Genomic DNA, 15,175 nt, shown 5'->3' on the forward strand with positions numbered 1-15,175 from the left:
GGTTGAGGATTTATTAAATTGAGGGCAACTGCTATTATTGTATCAATCATAGATGCGTTATTTGGAGCGAATCTCCGCAAAAAAGATTTGAGTGGTGACCACCAGAGTTCAATAGGGTTAAACTAGGCGATAGTAAGGAGATAAACAAATAACACTCGCGCCTACAGCTTCAATCAATGGTACAATTGATGCTAGTTTATCAGCGGTAAATTATGCTTCACTACTACTGCTCCTGCCCATAATTCAGGACACAAAGATTTATCAATGAATACGGCTAATGCTGCTCCATCCATTAAATCATTTATTGTAATTACTGCCCGCATTTTGTTGATACTAATTGCACCTATAGCTGTAATCTTTGCGGCTCGATAAAATGGTTTAAATAAGGATACTCTTGTCCCCGGTTGCGAACGGGCATGAGTTCTGGTAAAGCGAGCGTAAACTCCCAGTTTCATCCGAAAATACCAGGTTTTCTGGCTCAATATGTTTGATCGTTTCTCAATATTCTACTCTTAATTTTTGGACTCTTTCTGTTGCGGCGTGGCTACTATACCATGCTTTTTTTTACGATTTAATCCTAACTTTTGCAAATACCGACACATGGCCGTTCTGCTCACCCAATTTCCAGTCTGATGAGCAAATACTTCACACAACTCTACCCCAGTGCCATCTGGATGGTTGGCCACCAGTGCTTTGACGAATAGTTCGGCATTTGTCAGATGACTCAATTGCGGTTTGCCTCTCTGTTTCGGCTGTAAATTAGCCTCGGTTTTTTGAAGATTCACCAGTTTTGGACTAAACTTTTACTGACCCCAAATCTAGTAGCTACTTTCCTCGGTTGACATCTTTTCTGCCCCATGAGCCTTGACTATTTTTTGCCGGAGAGCGAGAGAATACGCTTGCATTAGGTTTGACTACAACAATGATATTTTAGTGTACCTCATAACAGCGGAAACCGCTGTATCTCAAATCTTGCACCCTTCTCAATAACACGCTTTCGGCCCTGTTCCACAAAGAAGGAATTTTATTGTGTAACAAGCTCTATGGCCCGTTACTAAATAGGTAATTGAGAAGGGTGCAAAATCTTAATTATATTGGATTATTCCGCCAATTAAATAACCTTGTTCTCGCTAGCTTTTTACGAATTTACAAGAACCACATTTTGCCGACTCTCGCTCGATCGCCTCGCAGCATCGGCCACCTTCAAAGCGTACAAGCTACTAGCCTTATCCACGTACAAAGGTGTACCCTTTGACAAAGATTCCAACACCATATCGGTGTCTTTGGCAAACAAACCGCGCCGCGTTCCTACTTTGAGGTTCCGGCGATTTTCTCCCTGAATTAATTGACCGGATTCGGGAGTGAAAACCAGCGTTCCTGCTTCTCCGTAGATGGTGAAAATGTTTTCCGACTGCCAAAAAGTCTCTCCTTTTCCATAAACAGCTTCAGCGACAAGGCCATTGGCAAAGCGCAACTGTGCATTGCACAAACAAGCTTTGTAGAAATCCGGCTGACTGTCCCAAAATTGAGCTTGACAGTTAACGCTTGCCACTTCCCCGAACAAATCGGTAAATCGGTGCAGTCGCGAAATTGCACCAACTAACGGAAAGCCAAAGAGGGAATGTTGATAAGTCCACCGCTGTGGCGCTGGATGTTGAGGAGTAATAGTAATGTAGCGGGCGTAAAAAACTTTACCGACTAATGGCAAAGATTCTTTGATGGCTTGGTGCAAACCGCCTAACAGTTCGATGTGTTCGATGTGGAGGAGTTTTTGCTTTTGGGTGGCAAGTTCGATCGCCCTTTCGGCTTCAGATACGTCTAAAGATAGAGGATATTCCACCACAACGTGCTTGTCATTTTCGAGCGCGGCCAGGACGATCGCCCCGTGATCCTGGTTCACCGTACACACAATTACCAAATCCAAATCGTCTCTTTCTACTAGCTTGCGCCAGGAAACCGCAGCTTCTGCCCCGAACCTTTGACAAAATGCTGCGGTTTTATCCGGGGAGTGGCCCGCAACTGCTACCAAGTTCGATCGCCCATCAGCTTGAATTGTCTCCGCCCTCAACTTAGCGGCAAAACCAGTACCCACAATCCCCACGCGAATTGGAGAATTAACCGAAAAACCAAAGCGAGTATCAATATTAGTCATGGGATTTGAGATTTAAGATTTTAGATAGTTACAGACTTGCGGTGCAGGGCTTTAGGGTTCTATCGCCCCGATTTTAAGCTGTGGTTGTGGTGCGATTTATTCGATCGAGCCTTCAACACCCAAGTCTTGATGCGATTCTAACTATACATTTCAACGCCGGCAGGGACTTGCCTTGCAGCCAGTCTTGCTGAAACTCGATCGACACACGGCATACCAACAACCCGGTTTTTGTGCTGTAGGGCTCAAAATAGGATTTTTCCTAGAAACCCGGTGGTTTAGCGCAAGTCTTGCGGCAACAGTATCACAAGGCTGAACCCAACATAGGTATAAGTAATAAAGATGAAATTAGAAAAAGTTATAACTAATCCCATTCAAATTTTTTGTAAATAAGTGTTGCAACCTTGCTTCTTTCCCCTACTATCATAGAGGGAACAAACCTAAGAGCTAACCTCAAAGCTAATAGAGCCTTGAAGGTTGCATTAGGAAAAATTATCAATCTTGTTGAATTTTTGAGAGGATTAGTGCATGGCGACTTACAAAGTTACCCTCATCAGCGAAGCCGAAGGAATTAACCAGACCATTGACGTTGATGACGATACTTACATTCTTGATGCTGCTGAAGAAGCAGGACTCGACCTTCCCTACTCTTGCCGCGCTGGAGCTTGCTCCACCTGCGCCGGCAAAATCACAGCAGGCAAAGTTGACCAATCCGACCAATCTTTCTTAGATGACGACCAACTAGAGGCCGGATTTGTCCTCACCTGCGTCGCCTATCCCCAGTCTGACTGTACGATCGAAACTCACAAAGAAGAAGAGCTGTACTAAAAAAGGACGCTCCGCGCGATACCTTAAGAAACCCGGTTGCTCGTTTCCAGAATTAAGCTGAAATACGGCAATTATGTTAAGAAACCGGGTTTCTGTATCTAAGACTGAAACAATCCCCTAGGAGCAATTACTAGGATGATATTTTCCTAGACTTTTACTTAATACTCATGACAATTGGTGTAGACTGAAGTAGCCTGCATAACACCATCAGTAATGATGACTTGGACTTTCTCTCACTTCTCTCAAGCTTTGGCGTGAGAGCATCTCTGTAATCCTTGCGGTTCGAGGTTGGTCAAAACCAGTGAAGAATACACCTCCAAAATTTGTGCAAAATACGGTGAGAGCCATAAAAGTTAGGTGGCTCTAAAATTTTTAAAGGCCCCAACTGTGGTTAGAAAACACCCCGTTTGAGTAGCGCTTTAGGGATTTTCCTTAAAGCTTTGTGGGATACCACCATACTCTCCGACCTGTCTGACGAGTGTGCTATATTTGGATTCTCGCAGGTTGTCGGAGATTGTCTGGATTAAAAGTATCAGTCTGTCACTCCCAGCTAGAAATTCGTAACTCTTTGAGCAGATAGCTGACCAAATAATTTTAGATTTTAGATGGCAGATTTTAGATTAACTGTGAAACCAATCTAGAATCCCAAGTCTAAAATCTAAAAGTTTTACGACTGATATTTAGTCTCGCGTTGCGCGGACTTTGTTTGTGTAGTGCCGATGATTTAAATCGCCGACTTTAGTAGGTATAAGTAATAAAGATGAAATTAAAAAAAGTGATAACTAATCCGATTCAAATTTTTTGTAAATGAGTGTTGCAACCGGGCTTCTATCCCCTACTATCATAGAGGGAACGAACCTAATGCCTAACCTCAAAGCTCATAGAGCCTTGAAGGTTGCATTAGGAAAAATTATCAATCTTGTTGAATTTTTGAGAGGATTTAGTGCATGGCAACTTACAAAGTTACCCTCATCAGCGAAGCCGAAGGACTTAACACGACCATTGACGTTGAGGACGATACTTACATTCTCGATGCTGCGGAAGAAGCAGGACTAGACCTCCCCTACTCTTGTCGCGCTGGAGCTTGCTCCACCTGCGCCGGCAAACTTATATCAGGCACAATTGACCAATCCGACCAATCTTTCTTGGACGACGACCAAATCGAGGCCGGAATGATCCTCACCTGCGTCGCCTATCCCCAGTCTGACTGTACGATAGAAACTCACAAAGAAGAAGAGCTGTACTAAAAAGGGGGCCGTCAGTCATCTGCTCTAACTCCAAGCTATTGATTAATAGCAGTTTGAGGCGATAGCTGACCGAATAATTTTAGATTTTAGATAGCAGATTTTAGTTAACTCGTAAAATCCTGTCTAGAATCTAAAATCTAAAATCTCAAAATTTTAGGACTTGCGCTAAAGATTCGGAAAAATCCGGGATTGAGATTGCATTGCTCCTGCTTGCATTCGATAGTTTTTACGCAAGTCCTCACTGAATTTTGGGAGTTTAATTTTATGGTTGCCAAAATGTAATGTTATCGCTGAGCGGCACAACTTGAGCGCCGGGAAAATAAAAGCCCAGAATTTGAGATCCATTCCAGCCCAAATTAGCCAAATTGTAAGAACCAGTCTGACTCATTCCCACTCCGTGCCCGAAACCGCCTCCGACAAAAGCATAACCGTTGAGAGTTTTGTCGGGATTGTAAATTGGTTCTAGGTAAAAAAGCGTGCTAATCGGCGGGTAAAAAGCATTGCGAATCTCGTCTTTGTTGATATCGATAGGGCCCAAGTCAGTTTGAACCTTCATTTTCAAAACTCGACCTGCGGGCGACCTTTCCACAACTTCCACCTGAGTGACAGTTTTCAAATTAGCCAGCGGGTGCTGTTTCTTCTGAAGATACTGTTTGAGAAATCCACCAATCGCTGTCAAAGAAGCAGGTTCGCGCCACCGAAAAGTGTCTTGTTTTTCCTCATTAAACCCTTTTTGCAAACTGATAAAGCGGCGGAAATTGTTTTCGTCAGACAAACTCTGCTTGGACAAATCCCAAATATTATTAGGCGAATCGACGATCGATCGCAAATATGGACGTTCCGCGCCCTCCCACACATCGTTAAAAGAGGCTGTCACGCCGCCGCTAGACGCGGAATAGAGCGCGTCTACTAGCTGATTTTCGTAAGTTAGCACCAAACCGCTCGTTTGGGCGATCGCCTTATCACTTTGCGGGTAAACCTCCGTCAAACCCTTATAAACTTGACAGTTAACATCAGCGCACAACTCATAATTATCCACAGCAAACCGGCGCAAATTTCTCAGGGCGTAGGTTCTCGCTAAAATAGTTTGAGCGACAATCGAAGCGTAAGGCGAAAAAGCCCCAATTTCGTGAGGAACAACACCCCGCAAATAAGTTTCGGTCAGCACTTTATTTACCAAAGTATAAGTGCCGTAAGCATTTTTTTGCAGGTGCAAACTGCCGCCATAACGGTGAGTTTGTTGAATTGCTTTTTCTGGTTCAATAGCTGTCGCCTCTTGGGTGGTTTGTTCCAATACCTCAATCACATTTTTCCCGGCCGTCACATCCAACTCATTGCGGTTGAAACGAAAGCCGTTTAAAACCCAAAATGCCTGGGGTATTTGTTTTAAAACTTTGGAATCCAAAAAAGCTGTTGTGTTCCCTTGAGCTTGCAAACTTTGCAACAGCCAGCGCCGCACCAAAGGAGAGTTGTAAACATCTCTTTTTGCCCAAACTTGCCAGCGAAAAGGTTGAGCAATTTCTACCTCAATTCCCTGGGCGCGCCACTGATTGGCGCTATCTTCTGCACTCTCGAAACTGCGGTGGGAGCTCAGAACAACTCGTTCTTCTACTAAGGGCGATTCCAGAGGTTTCGGGGCTATTTCTAACTTGACGCTAGCAGCAGTTTTGGTTTCTATGCCTTGAGGAGTTTTGTAACGCAAAGTTAAGCTGTCGCCCGGTAATGCTTTCAGCGTCAGTTTGTCGGTTGCTTTGGTGCCAAACCGCTGCACTACGCCGATTTTGATGGGTCTATTTTGGGGAGTTTGGGCGTATCCCGCAGCGCCCAAAAGAGGCAACAGGCACAATGCGCTGAAAACAGTGCTAGATATGCAGCTAAACCATTTGTAATGGGGAGTTGGAGGTGCTTGAGCGGACACAGTTATCTATCTCCCGATAGTTGAAATTTGGGGATTTTTGATTGTACGTTAGCACATTTGGCGGCTGCTAGAGCGGGATTCCGAAAGAGAGGCTGGTTTAATTGGCAGAATTCTCCTAAGTAGGTAGGTAGGCGCAAATAAACTTTACACCGAGCAAATTTTATCCCGGACGCACCCTAGACCTAAATCTAAAATCTAAAATCGTTATGCCATTAGGCATCCTACAAGCTTGTGTATTTTCGCTCCTGACATAGTTACTGGTGTTTCCAATATTGGTAGGCGGCATAGGCTAAGGTGACAGCGCCCGTAACTATAGCTGCTTCATCGACCTCAAATTGCGGGTGATGGAGGGGATAGTTCGGTTTGTCAGTCAGTCCCACTCCTAAGCGAAACATGGTTCCCGGTGCGTGTTCTAAGTACATCGAAAAATCTTCCGCGCCGAGGGATGGTTCTGGTAAAATCTGGACGCGCGATCGACCTAAAGCTTCTAAAGCCGCAGTTTCGACTAATTGCGTGAGTTTTGGGTCGTTTTGGACTCCCGGCACGCCGCGCTTGTAGGTGAGTTCGTACTTAGCGCCGTAAGTCCCGCAAACGCTGGAAACAATTTGTTCGATCCAAGCCGGCAGGTTTTCGTGGGTTTCGGGATGCAGCGATCGCACGGTTCCCAATAATTTTACTCGATCGGCAATCACGTTCGGCGCTCGTCCGCCGTTAATTTGCCCGATCGTCAAAACCAGTGGCCTCAAAGGATTTTGCGTGCGGCTAATTGCCTGCTGCAAAGTGGTAATTATCTGAGAAGCAATCCAAATTGCGTCGATCGCCTCGTGGGGGCGCGCACCGTGGCCGGATTCGCCCATCACAATCAATTCTAGGTCATCTGCCGCAGCCGTCAGTGCCCCGTGGCGGATACCGACGCAACCGCCGGGAATCGTCGGGAAAACGTGCACTCCGAGGATGCCGTCAACATCTTGCATCGCCCCGTCTTTAATCATCCATTGAGCACCTTGGGCAATCTCTTCTGCCGGCTGAAACAAGAAGCGGACGTGACCGGGCAATTTTTCCCCTAGCTGAGACAATATCATTGCTGCGCCCAAACCGACGGTGGTGTGGATGTCGTGGCCGCAGGCGTGCATCACTCCCTCGTTGCGAGAGGCAAATTCTAAGTTTGTGCGTTCTTGAATCGGCAAAGCGTCCATATCGGTGCGAATTGCCAGCCACCGGGACTCGCTGCTGTTGCCTTTGAGTTCGCCGAGCACTCCTGTTTTGCCGATTCCTTCGATGGCGTGAACTCCACTGGATGCGAGAACTCCGGCTACGTAGGCGGCGGTTTGATATTCTTGGCCGCTGAGTTCGGGGTGGGAGTGGATGTGGCGGCGTATTTCGATTAAGCGGGGTGCTAGGGTGGCGGCTAATTCTTGGATGCGGGGAAGCATGAATTTAGTTGGGGAGTGCGGTACAAGTTGTAGTCAACTAGGTTAACGCATATGTTTGGGGGTGAACAGGGTTATAAGGGGCTAAAGTGCGATCGGGCTTTTGGATGGCAATGTTATTTCGTTTGTGAATAAGATTTCTTTTTTTCACCGCAGAGGGCGCAGAGGACGCAGAGAAAAGAGAGAAAAGAGAGTTAGGTTGAAACCAGGAATAAACGTCTAGATTCTAGGTTCAAAGGCTGATTTTTAGTTGATAATATCATGTCCGGTCGAGCAACCGCGATTTTTGTAGGGGCGGGTTCACCAACAATACCTGTTAATAATTTACTATCTCAAAAACCCGCCCCGACCGGGATATTATGGTTGATCTATCGGACACGATCAAATTTCTGGTTGTGATATCATCAAAGAGTAATTTTAATAAAATTATTACCTATGATTAGCTTTGGAGTCTGGAATATAATTATTATAATTGCAGTTGCTTTGTTTCTCAAATTTAATTGGCGATTAGATACCGAAAAAACAGCATGGCAAGATTCTTTGTTTTTAAAACATCCTTCGATCCACAGGTTGACTCAGTGTTGTCGTCAACCTATCGTTAACTTTATTTTGCAAGCAGTTATTGTATTAGTTCTCACCCGATTTCTCTGTTATAGCGGTTGGTTGGTTTACAATCTGACTACTCGGCCCGATCCGCCTTACTGGGATTTTAAGTGGTTTTATGTAGCGAGTAGATTAGCCCATCAGCATTTGAGTCCCTTTAATGTGGAGGTGTTTAACATCGGTTTCTGTAGCATCACAAAAGTGTGTGGGTTTATTCCATCTTTTGTTTATCCACCTAATATCATTCCTCTGCTGTGGTTTTTGGGCTATTTCCCGATGAAGACTGCATTCACAATCTGGACTTGGCTGCATCTTATTGCCACAGGTTTTGTTTTATGGGGAGCGAATATCTTGTTGGTGTCGCACTCACGAGCTTTTCGGACTATTTGTAGTATATCAGTTGCATTCCTCTACGGTTTTGTCTTCGATCTTCAAGTTGGCAATGTGGCAACTTTTATTGCGGTTCTGCTGTTATGGATGTTGATTTATGCTAGAAACGATCGGGATGTAATTGCAGGAATTTTCTTAGGAATTGCCCTTTTTAAACCAACTTTAGTTATATTGTTTCTTCCTTATTTTTTAATCAAAAGACGGTTTAAGCTAGTTTTTATATCTATAGTGACGGTAACTTTTTTGGCAGTTATAGGTCTAGCTGTAACGGGCAATTCTTTAACAGGATTTATACAGGATGCGACTCGTGGATTTCCACTCTGGCTCAACGATCCATCGAATAATGCTTATATTTCTATGAGTCGCCTTGATTTAAGGGTTATGGGGCCGAGATTTTTCCCCGATAGTCCCTTCGTGGCGAAGCTATTTTCTGACTTGATTATTTTGGTGCTAGTTGGTTTAGTGAGTTGGTATTTTTACAAAAAACAATCTCGCAATGCTTGGTCAAAAAAAGTTGACTTATCTGAAATGGTGCTAATTTCTACTTTGAGTATTGCTATCAACTATTCTCAGCCCACCAGTTCTGTGATGTTAGCACCGGCGGTGGTTTTTTTGCTGAATGATTTATGCTTTCAGATTAAAAATTGTGCCTTCTCTAGGCAAAGAATGTCGGTTTGGTTATTGGGCGTTGGCTGTGTCATGGTGCAAACCGCTGTGATTCATGGCGGGCTGTTGGTGTTTCTAGGAAAGCGGTGGAACTGGAAGGGGGGGGAATTGCCTTATTTGTTTAAAGTAACTATTTTTTCACTACCGAGTTATGCGATTTTAGGCCTTACGTTAAGTGTTTTAGTCTTAGCAATTACCTCTATTGGTCAAAAACAGGTTGCTGAATTTGACCAACCGAGCTGAAGCAGGAAATAGACATTTCTCTCTTCTCTTCCTCTGTGCTCTCTGCGTCCTCTGCGGTTAAATCCTTCCGAAACAACCTTAAATGATATTACTCGTCGCTGTCGATTTTCTGTTGCTGCGATCGATCGTCGCTTTGAATTCTCCCCTCAGATTTAGCCTCATCGACTGCTTCTTGAATTAATGTCAATACCATATTCGAGACCGGCCGATGATGCGATTTGGCTAACCGCTCTAGGTCTGCTTTAAGTTCTTCTGGAAGATATACAACTATTCTGGGGAGTTTTGCGGGCAAGGCTGTTATGTGTGCTTTTACTGCCCTATTGTACCTTTTTTTGACCTCTACAGTATCAATTTCACCCTCAAGGGTTGACTCGGAGTGCATACCGTGATACTTTAGAGTTAACACAAAACCAAACCCCCACCGCTCAGACTCACGATCGTTCGGTGGGGGCTTGAACTCCCATATTTAGGAGAAACTGTATGATATCACAGCCAAAATCAGTTCCTGAACTGCTCCGGGAAGAAATTCCTGATGTACCTCAAGGTAAGCAACCGATTCGTTTGCTGTTGTGTGGCGTTCCCAAAGCGGTAGACAGCATCGTTAATCTGTTGCACGTTTTAGGTTTTGCAGAAGTTGGGGAATGGAGCCCGCCTCTACCATCGCCGATAGCGGGTGAGGTAATTCGGATTTTAACCCGTTACTGGAAAGAGTAATTGTTGAGGGCGATCGCACTTTTTTTGTTGTGAAGTGCGATCGTCCATTAACTCACTTCCAAAAGTTGGCTCAAAAACTCAATAAAATTTGCCAAAGCAGGAACCTGCTGCTGTGTCTGTTCGCTGACCCAATTATTATCAGCAATACTTGTTGTATTAGTCTTTCCAGGTTTGAGAACACTTACAACAGTAGCAACTAAAGCTTTTTCTCGATCGAAATTTTTCCAGTTTAAAGATTTCCTCTCTTTTTGAGAAAATTCATCTTGATCGGAAAACTCATCTAGATAAGAATCTAGATAAGAATTAGCTCTCTTCATGTACGCGGGATAAGCTATCTCTCCGCAACTGCACAGCAAAGTATCAAGCACACCTTGTGAAGCATTATCTGGCAACACATAAATTCCTGTTCTGGGGATATTGATGTCGTCTACAACACCTGCTTGGTTGGGAAAATTAGGAAAGTATTTTCGGAAGCAATTACTATATTTTACAACAACTTGAGCGGGAGTTGATTTATCGCAATCGGCAACTATCCCGAATGCTGCCAAATTTGTTTGATACTCAGAATTTGCGAATAAAATGTCATCCAAATTGGTCACAAGATTGCTTCCTTCACCTGCATAAATTGCGACTGAGATAGTATCATTAAACAGAATATAAGGCATATCAAGACGTTTGTACAAATTTCCTTTTTTAGGATAAACAGGAATAAATTTGCGCCAGAAGGGGTCTAAATCGGACTTTAATCCTTTCAACTCTTCTCGAAAATCTTTAAAACCCAAAAGCTTGAGAACCTTGCCTGTAAATGCCTGGTCGTGAGGTCCTTCTACTCCAATAATGGCGTATTTCACACGCGCACCTCCTGACCCAAATCCTCCCGCAATCTTTGCAATCTTTCCCGTTCTATTCTAACTGCTTTAGTTTGTGACTCGCGTTTCTCTAAACGATAAAGAACTAAGTCCGTCTCCGCATCGCTAGCATCCAACATCGCATCAATCGCTTCTAAACTGTGCGTCGTTGCAAATAACTGCACATCCATCAGCTTGCACCACTGCACAATGGAAGCAAAGGAACTGCGAAGTGCTTCAGTATGAATTGCTGTTTCTATTTCATCAATTAGTAAAACTCCACCTCGGACTTTTGCCATAGATAAAGCAATGAATAGCAAACGCCGCACTCCATCACCAAAAGCACTTAAAGGTGAAAATCCTAATAATTTATGGTTGATATAGATACTAGGGCGAGGTTCTTCAAGTGACAAAATTTCCAAGTCAATTATTTCTACATCTACAATCTGAAGTAATTTAATTACCTCATTTTTTAATCCCCTTAGTATTGCCTGTGACAGAAGATAGGACTCTAATTTTTCCTGCCTGTGAGAAACAGGTGTTACCATATCAATTGGCAATTCTGGGTAGAAGTGATGTTTGCGAAAATCACCTCTACTCAGCCTTTGATTAGACCATAATTCAATTTTTTTTGAGAATTCACGACCCAAGACACGTGCATCACCTCCTGGTGGATCGCGAAATATTGCTTTGAGTTCTATTTCAGCACCGTGCGAACTCTTATATTCAGTATAGTCATAAGATTCTAGCCAATCTTCAGCACTATCTTCCAGATCTTTTTCTGATTGATATAGCAGTTCCATCTCGTTGTAGATTGCTCTAGATTCTACAACTTGGAAGCTACCATTCCCCGAAATATAGGTTTCTCCTACGTAAAGAATGGGTTTAGGTACTTCATTTTTTTGAGGAAATAACCATTTGAAAGCATTTAATGGAAGCGTGGGAGAAGCCTTGATTTCTCGACGCTCTGCTGTTTTCAGCCATTCTCCGATATCTAAGGGGCGACAATAGGTTGATATCGCCTCTAAAACACTGGTTTTTCCTGAGTTATTCCCGCCCACCAATATGTTAATTTGGCCCAAACCCTGCAAGTTCAAATCTCGCAGACCTCGGAACCTATGAATGGTTAAATTGTCAAGGTGTTTCATAATTATGACTTGGGCGTATAAGTCGATCGCACTTGCAACTTCTTCAACTGCTTCTCATCCACATCAGCCGGCGCATTCGTCAGCAAACAACCCGCCTGCTGCGTCTTCGGAAACGCAAGGACATCTATGATAATTATAGTGTTTTTAGTCTAAAGACGTGCCATATAATTATGGCATTAACTAAATCTCTCAATAAACATATCGGGAGTAACAATTTCGACTCCTTGAAAAGGAGTTAATACCAATAAATCCAAATCACCCGTAACAATTACATTGGCATTACCACTAACAGCCAACTCTAAAAACCTATTATCTTTTTCATCTCGACAAACAGTGATGTTTTCTGTAATAGAAACTAATTGGGATGAACTGATAAATTTTAGTAAAAATAACTGCCGATCTTCCAAAGAAAGATACTTGTTAAACTTTTTACGATTCAAAACTTGCTCTAATTCATTTAAAGTCGTTTCAGAATATAAAATTATTCCTTGTGTTTCTGCCAACTCAATCGCCCGAAATGGGACTGAGGTTTTAAACAGTAAAGCACTGATTAAAACATTCGTATCAATGACAAATCTATTCGTCATTATTATCTGCTAAAATGTCTTGTAAAATTTCAGGCGTTAAGCCTCGCTGCATAGCCCGATCGGAAATTTCTGCCATCACCTCCGTTAATGTTTTATTGTGTAAATTTTGTCTAAAAAACAATTGAATAATCGAACTTAACTCTTGCTGAGTCTTAGGACTAGCTTCTTCAAAAGCTGTCTTAATATTTTCATCAACTTGAATCATAATTATTGCCATAGCCGTTAAAAAAAGTGTTAATACGAAAACTTTTTTTTGTTCTAACTCTATTTTATCACACATCTTGCACCATTCTCAAGAACAGGCAAGATGCCTGTTCCACAACAGATGAATTTTATTGTGCGGTGGGCACGCGAACCCGCCCTGAAAGGATTATTGAGAATGGTCAAGGTATTTTACATACTTATGACTTGGGTGTATAAGTCGATCGCACTTGCAACTCCTTCAACTGCTTCTCATCCACCCCAGCCGGCGCATTCGTCAGCAAACAACCAGCCTGCTGCGTCTTCGGAAACGCAATCACATCGCGAATCGATTCCTCACCAGCCAACAGCATCACCAACCGATCCAAACCGTAAGCAATGCCTCCGTGGGGCGGAGTTCCATACTCAAACGCATCCAACAAAAAGCCAAACTTATTGTAAGCTTCCTCAGTCGATAAGCCGATCGCCTCAAACACCTTTTCCTGAACTTCCCGCTGATAAATCCGCAGAGAACCGCCGCCGATTTCTGTACCGTTTAACACCAAATCGTAAGCTTGAGCTCTCGCAGTTTTCAAATCATTAATATCGTCGGGATGCGGCGCAGTAAACGGGTGGTGCAATGCTTCCAAACGCTTCTCGTCAGCGTTCCATTCAAACATCGGGAAATCTGTCACCCACAGCAGATTCATCTTGTCTTTATCAATCAATCCCAATTCGTTACCGACGAACAAACGCAATCTATCCAAAGTCTTATTGACAGTTGTCACATCAGCCGCTGCGAATAACAACAAATGACCTGGTTGCGCGCCCGTGCGATCGAGCAATTCCTGTTTTTGTGCTTCCGTCAAATTATCCTTAATAGCGCCGATCGTATCAATTTCGCCGTTATCCCGCACGCGGATGTAAGCCAATCCCTTCGCACCGGCTTCGCTGGCTTCCCTAAACAAATCGCCGGCCGGTTTAATTCGCACATTAGAAATGGCATCATTCCCGCCCGGAATCGGCAAAACTTTCACAATTCCGCCCGCAGCAACCGCCCCGGAAAATACCTTAAATCCCGAATCTTTCATCAAATCGGAAACATCGACTAATTCCAAACCGAAGCGAGTGTCTGGTTTGTCGCTACCGTAGCGATCCATTGCTTCAGCGTAAGTCAAGCGCGGAAAAGGACGAGGCAATTCTACGCCTTTGACACTTTGGAAAATGTGCGAGACTAAACCTTCGTTTAATTCGAGAACTTCTTCTAAAGACATGAAACTCATTTCCATGTCTAATTGTGTGAATTCCGGCTGTCTGTCGGCGCGCAAATCTTCATCGCGGAAACAGCGGGCAATTTGATAATATCTGTCCAAACCCGAAACCATTAACAATTGTTTGAACAACTGCGGCGACTGCGGCAAAGCGTACCATTCGCCCAAATTGACGCGGCTGGGAACTAAATAATCTCTCGCACCTTCAGGAGTCGATCGCGTTAAAATCGGTGTTTCAACTTCAATAAAACCTCCCACATCTTCCAGGTGGCGGCGCATAGCTTTGACTACTTGGTGGCGAAGCTGCAAATTGCGACTCATGCGATCGCGCCGCAAGTCCAAATAGCGATACTTCAGGCGCAAATCTTCCCGCACACTTTCATTTTCCGCCGTCGCCACCTGAAACGGTAACTGTTTGCGAACCGCATTCAACAACTCAATTTCGTCAGCATAAATTTCCACCTCACCCGTAGGCAATTTCGGGTTTAGGGAATCTTGGGGGCGGTTGGTGACTCGCCCAGTAATTTTAACCACGTATTCGCTGCGTAAAGCCTCAGCCCCGTGATAGGAATCGGGGGTACGTTCAGGATCGCTGACAATTTGCACGATACCCGATCGATCGCGCACATCCAGAAAAATCACCCCGCCATGATCGCGGCGGCGATCCACCCAGCCGTAAAGGGTGACAGTCTCTCCGATGTGTTCGCTTCGCAGTTCGCCGCAGTAGTAAGTTCTCATGGTTGGGGGTTAGGGACTAAAAATAAAGCTTTTTGATTATAGCGCTTAGTGTCAAAACCTTTTGTGAACAGGCAAGATGCCTGTTCCACAAGAAAATTCAATCTTTGTGGCACAGGCATCTTGCCTGTGCTTTAAATGTCAACAGCCAAGATGTCTGTGCCACAAGAAAATTCAATCTTTGTGGAACAGGCATCTTGCCTGTGCTTTAAATATCA

General features: G+C 43.9%; 15 protein-coding genes. 4 read left to right on the plus strand and 11 right to left on the minus strand.

Annotation, left to right across the window (positions count from 1 at the left end; genetic code table 11):
- Positions 1 to 191 precede the first annotated feature (191 nt).
- From QT992_RS21265 to QT992_RS21275, 3 genes are all read right to left on the minus strand, one after another.
- Positions 192 to 455, minus strand: coding sequence for a hypothetical protein (locus QT992_RS21265; RefSeq protein WP_333337540.1), 264 nt, complete (start codon positions 453 to 455; stop codon positions 192 to 194).
- A gap of 57 nt (positions 456 to 512) precedes the next feature.
- On the minus strand, positions 513 to 785 hold the full coding sequence (locus QT992_RS21270) for a hypothetical protein (protein ID WP_333377661.1): 273 nt from the start codon (positions 783 to 785) through the stop codon (positions 513 to 515).
- Between the two features lie 353 nt (positions 786 to 1,138).
- Positions 1,139 to 2,152 (minus strand): Gfo/Idh/MocA family oxidoreductase, encoded by a 1,014-nt coding sequence (locus tag QT992_RS21275; protein ID WP_333314363.1) that lies wholly within the window; start codon positions 2,150 to 2,152, stop codon positions 1,139 to 1,141.
- Between the two features lie 525 nt (positions 2,153 to 2,677).
- On the opposite strand from QT992_RS21275, the gene QT992_RS21280 reads away from it, so the two are divergent.
- Together QT992_RS21280 and QT992_RS21285 are read left to right on the plus strand one after the other, a co-directional pair.
- Positions 2,678 to 2,977: a ferredoxin gene (locus QT992_RS21280; protein ID WP_333109642.1), complete on the plus strand. Its 300-nt coding sequence runs from the start codon at positions 2,678 to 2,680 to the stop codon at positions 2,975 to 2,977.
- Between the two features lie 947 nt (positions 2,978 to 3,924).
- Positions 3,925 to 4,224, plus strand: coding sequence for a ferredoxin (locus QT992_RS21285; RefSeq protein WP_333314365.1), 300 nt, complete (start codon positions 3,925 to 3,927; stop codon positions 4,222 to 4,224).
- Between the two features lie 262 nt (positions 4,225 to 4,486).
- Here the strand turns inward: QT992_RS21285 and QT992_RS21290 are convergent, their stop codons facing one another.
- Both QT992_RS21290 and QT992_RS21295 read right to left on the minus strand, forming a co-directional pair.
- Positions 4,487 to 6,142 (minus strand): SpoIID/LytB domain-containing protein, encoded by a 1,656-nt coding sequence (locus QT992_RS21290; RefSeq protein ID WP_333314367.1) that lies wholly within the window; start codon positions 6,140 to 6,142, stop codon positions 4,487 to 4,489.
- Positions 6,143 to 6,396: 254 nt separating this feature from the next.
- Positions 6,397 to 7,575, minus strand: coding sequence for a M20 family metallopeptidase (locus QT992_RS21295; protein WP_333314368.1), 1,179 nt, complete (start codon positions 7,573 to 7,575; stop codon positions 6,397 to 6,399).
- Between the two features lie 432 nt (positions 7,576 to 8,007).
- On the opposite strand from QT992_RS21295, the gene QT992_RS21300 reads away from it, so the two are divergent.
- On the plus strand, positions 8,008 to 9,474 hold the full coding sequence (locus tag QT992_RS21300) for a glycosyltransferase family 87 protein (RefSeq protein WP_333337550.1): 1,467 nt from the start codon (positions 8,008 to 8,010) through the stop codon (positions 9,472 to 9,474).
- Between the two features lie 88 nt (positions 9,475 to 9,562).
- On the opposite strand, the gene QT992_RS21305 is transcribed toward QT992_RS21300, so the two are convergent.
- Entirely contained in the window at positions 9,563 to 9,880 is a 318-nt protein-coding gene (locus tag QT992_RS21305) for a ribbon-helix-helix domain-containing protein (RefSeq protein ID WP_333314371.1), read from the minus strand.
- 74 nt (positions 9,881 to 9,954) lie between these two features.
- On the opposite strand from QT992_RS21305, the gene QT992_RS21310 reads away from it, so the two are divergent.
- Positions 9,955 to 10,188, plus strand: coding sequence for a hypothetical protein (locus QT992_RS21310; RefSeq protein WP_190663608.1), 234 nt, complete (start codon positions 9,955 to 9,957; stop codon positions 10,186 to 10,188).
- Between the two features lie 47 nt (positions 10,189 to 10,235).
- Here the strand turns inward: QT992_RS21310 and QT992_RS21315 are convergent, their stop codons facing one another.
- The 5 genes from QT992_RS21315 to aspS form a co-directional block, all read right to left on the minus strand.
- The gene (locus QT992_RS21315) at positions 10,236 to 11,039 is read right to left on the minus strand and encodes a DUF3226 domain-containing protein (RefSeq protein WP_333337553.1); all 804 of its coding nucleotides are present in this window, start codon (positions 11,037 to 11,039) and stop codon (positions 10,236 to 10,238) included.
- A complete protein-coding gene (locus QT992_RS21320; RefSeq protein WP_333337556.1) occupies positions 11,036 to 12,184 on the minus strand; it encodes an AAA family ATPase in 1,149 nt (382 codons plus the stop codon). Before QT992_RS21320 ends, QT992_RS21315 begins: the two co-directional genes overlap by 4 nt.
- 176 nt (positions 12,185 to 12,360) lie before the next feature.
- The gene (locus QT992_RS21325) at positions 12,361 to 12,771 is read right to left on the minus strand and encodes a putative toxin-antitoxin system toxin component, PIN family (RefSeq protein ID WP_333337559.1); all 411 of its coding nucleotides are present in this window, start codon (positions 12,769 to 12,771) and stop codon (positions 12,361 to 12,363) included.
- The gene (locus QT992_RS21330; RefSeq protein WP_333314376.1) at positions 12,761 to 13,051 is read right to left on the minus strand and encodes a hypothetical protein; all 291 of its coding nucleotides are present in this window, start codon (positions 13,049 to 13,051) and stop codon (positions 12,761 to 12,763) included. The genes QT992_RS21325 and QT992_RS21330 overlap by 11 nt, the downstream gene beginning before the upstream one ends.
- Positions 13,052 to 13,172: 121 nt before the next feature.
- Positions 13,173 to 14,960 carry an aspartate--tRNA ligase gene (gene aspS, locus QT992_RS21335; RefSeq protein WP_333337562.1) on the minus strand — a complete coding sequence of 596 codons (1,788 nt, stop codon included), beginning with the start codon at positions 14,958 to 14,960 and terminating at the stop codon, positions 13,173 to 13,175.
- Between the last annotated feature and the right edge of the window lie 215 nt (positions 14,961 to 15,175).

The organism is Microcoleus sp. T3_D1 (assembly GCF_036700405.1).
GTDB lineage: Bacteria > Cyanobacteriota > Cyanobacteriia > Cyanobacteriales > Microcoleaceae > Microcoleus.

Excerpts from the sequence above, each read along its gene's own strand:
- aspS (WP_333337562.1), bottom strand. The coding sequence starts at position 14,960 with ATGAGAACTTACTACTGCGGCGAACTGCGAAGCGAACACATCGGAGAG.
- QT992_RS21265 (WP_333337540.1), bottom strand. The coding sequence starts at position 455 with ATGAAACTGGGAGTTTACGCTCGCTTTACCAGAACTCATGCCCGTTCG.
- QT992_RS21280 (WP_333109642.1), top strand. The coding sequence starts at position 2,678 with ATGGCGACTTACAAAGTTACCCTCATCAGCGAAGCCGAAGGAATTAAC.
- QT992_RS21275 (WP_333314363.1), bottom strand. The coding sequence starts at position 2,152 with ATGACTAATATTGATACTCGCTTTGGTTTTTCGGTTAATTCTCCAATT.
- QT992_RS21325 (WP_333337559.1), bottom strand. The coding sequence starts at position 12,771 with ATGACGAATAGATTTGTCATTGATACGAATGTTTTAATCAGTGCTTTA.
- QT992_RS21330 (WP_333314376.1), bottom strand. The coding sequence starts at position 13,051 with ATGTGTGATAAAATAGAGTTAGAACAAAAAAAAGTTTTCGTATTAACA.
- QT992_RS21310 (WP_190663608.1), top strand. The coding sequence starts at position 9,955 with ATGATATCACAGCCAAAATCAGTTCCTGAACTGCTCCGGGAAGAAATT.
- QT992_RS21285 (WP_333314365.1), top strand. The coding sequence starts at position 3,925 with ATGGCAACTTACAAAGTTACCCTCATCAGCGAAGCCGAAGGACTTAAC.
- QT992_RS21295 (WP_333314368.1), bottom strand. The coding sequence starts at position 7,575 with ATGCTTCCCCGCATCCAAGAATTAGCCGCCACCCTAGCACCCCGCTTA.
- QT992_RS21320 (WP_333337556.1), bottom strand. The coding sequence starts at position 12,184 with ATGAAACACCTTGACAATTTAACCATTCATAGGTTCCGAGGTCTGCGA.
- QT992_RS21300 (WP_333337550.1), top strand. The coding sequence starts at position 8,008 with ATGATTAGCTTTGGAGTCTGGAATATAATTATTATAATTGCAGTTGCT.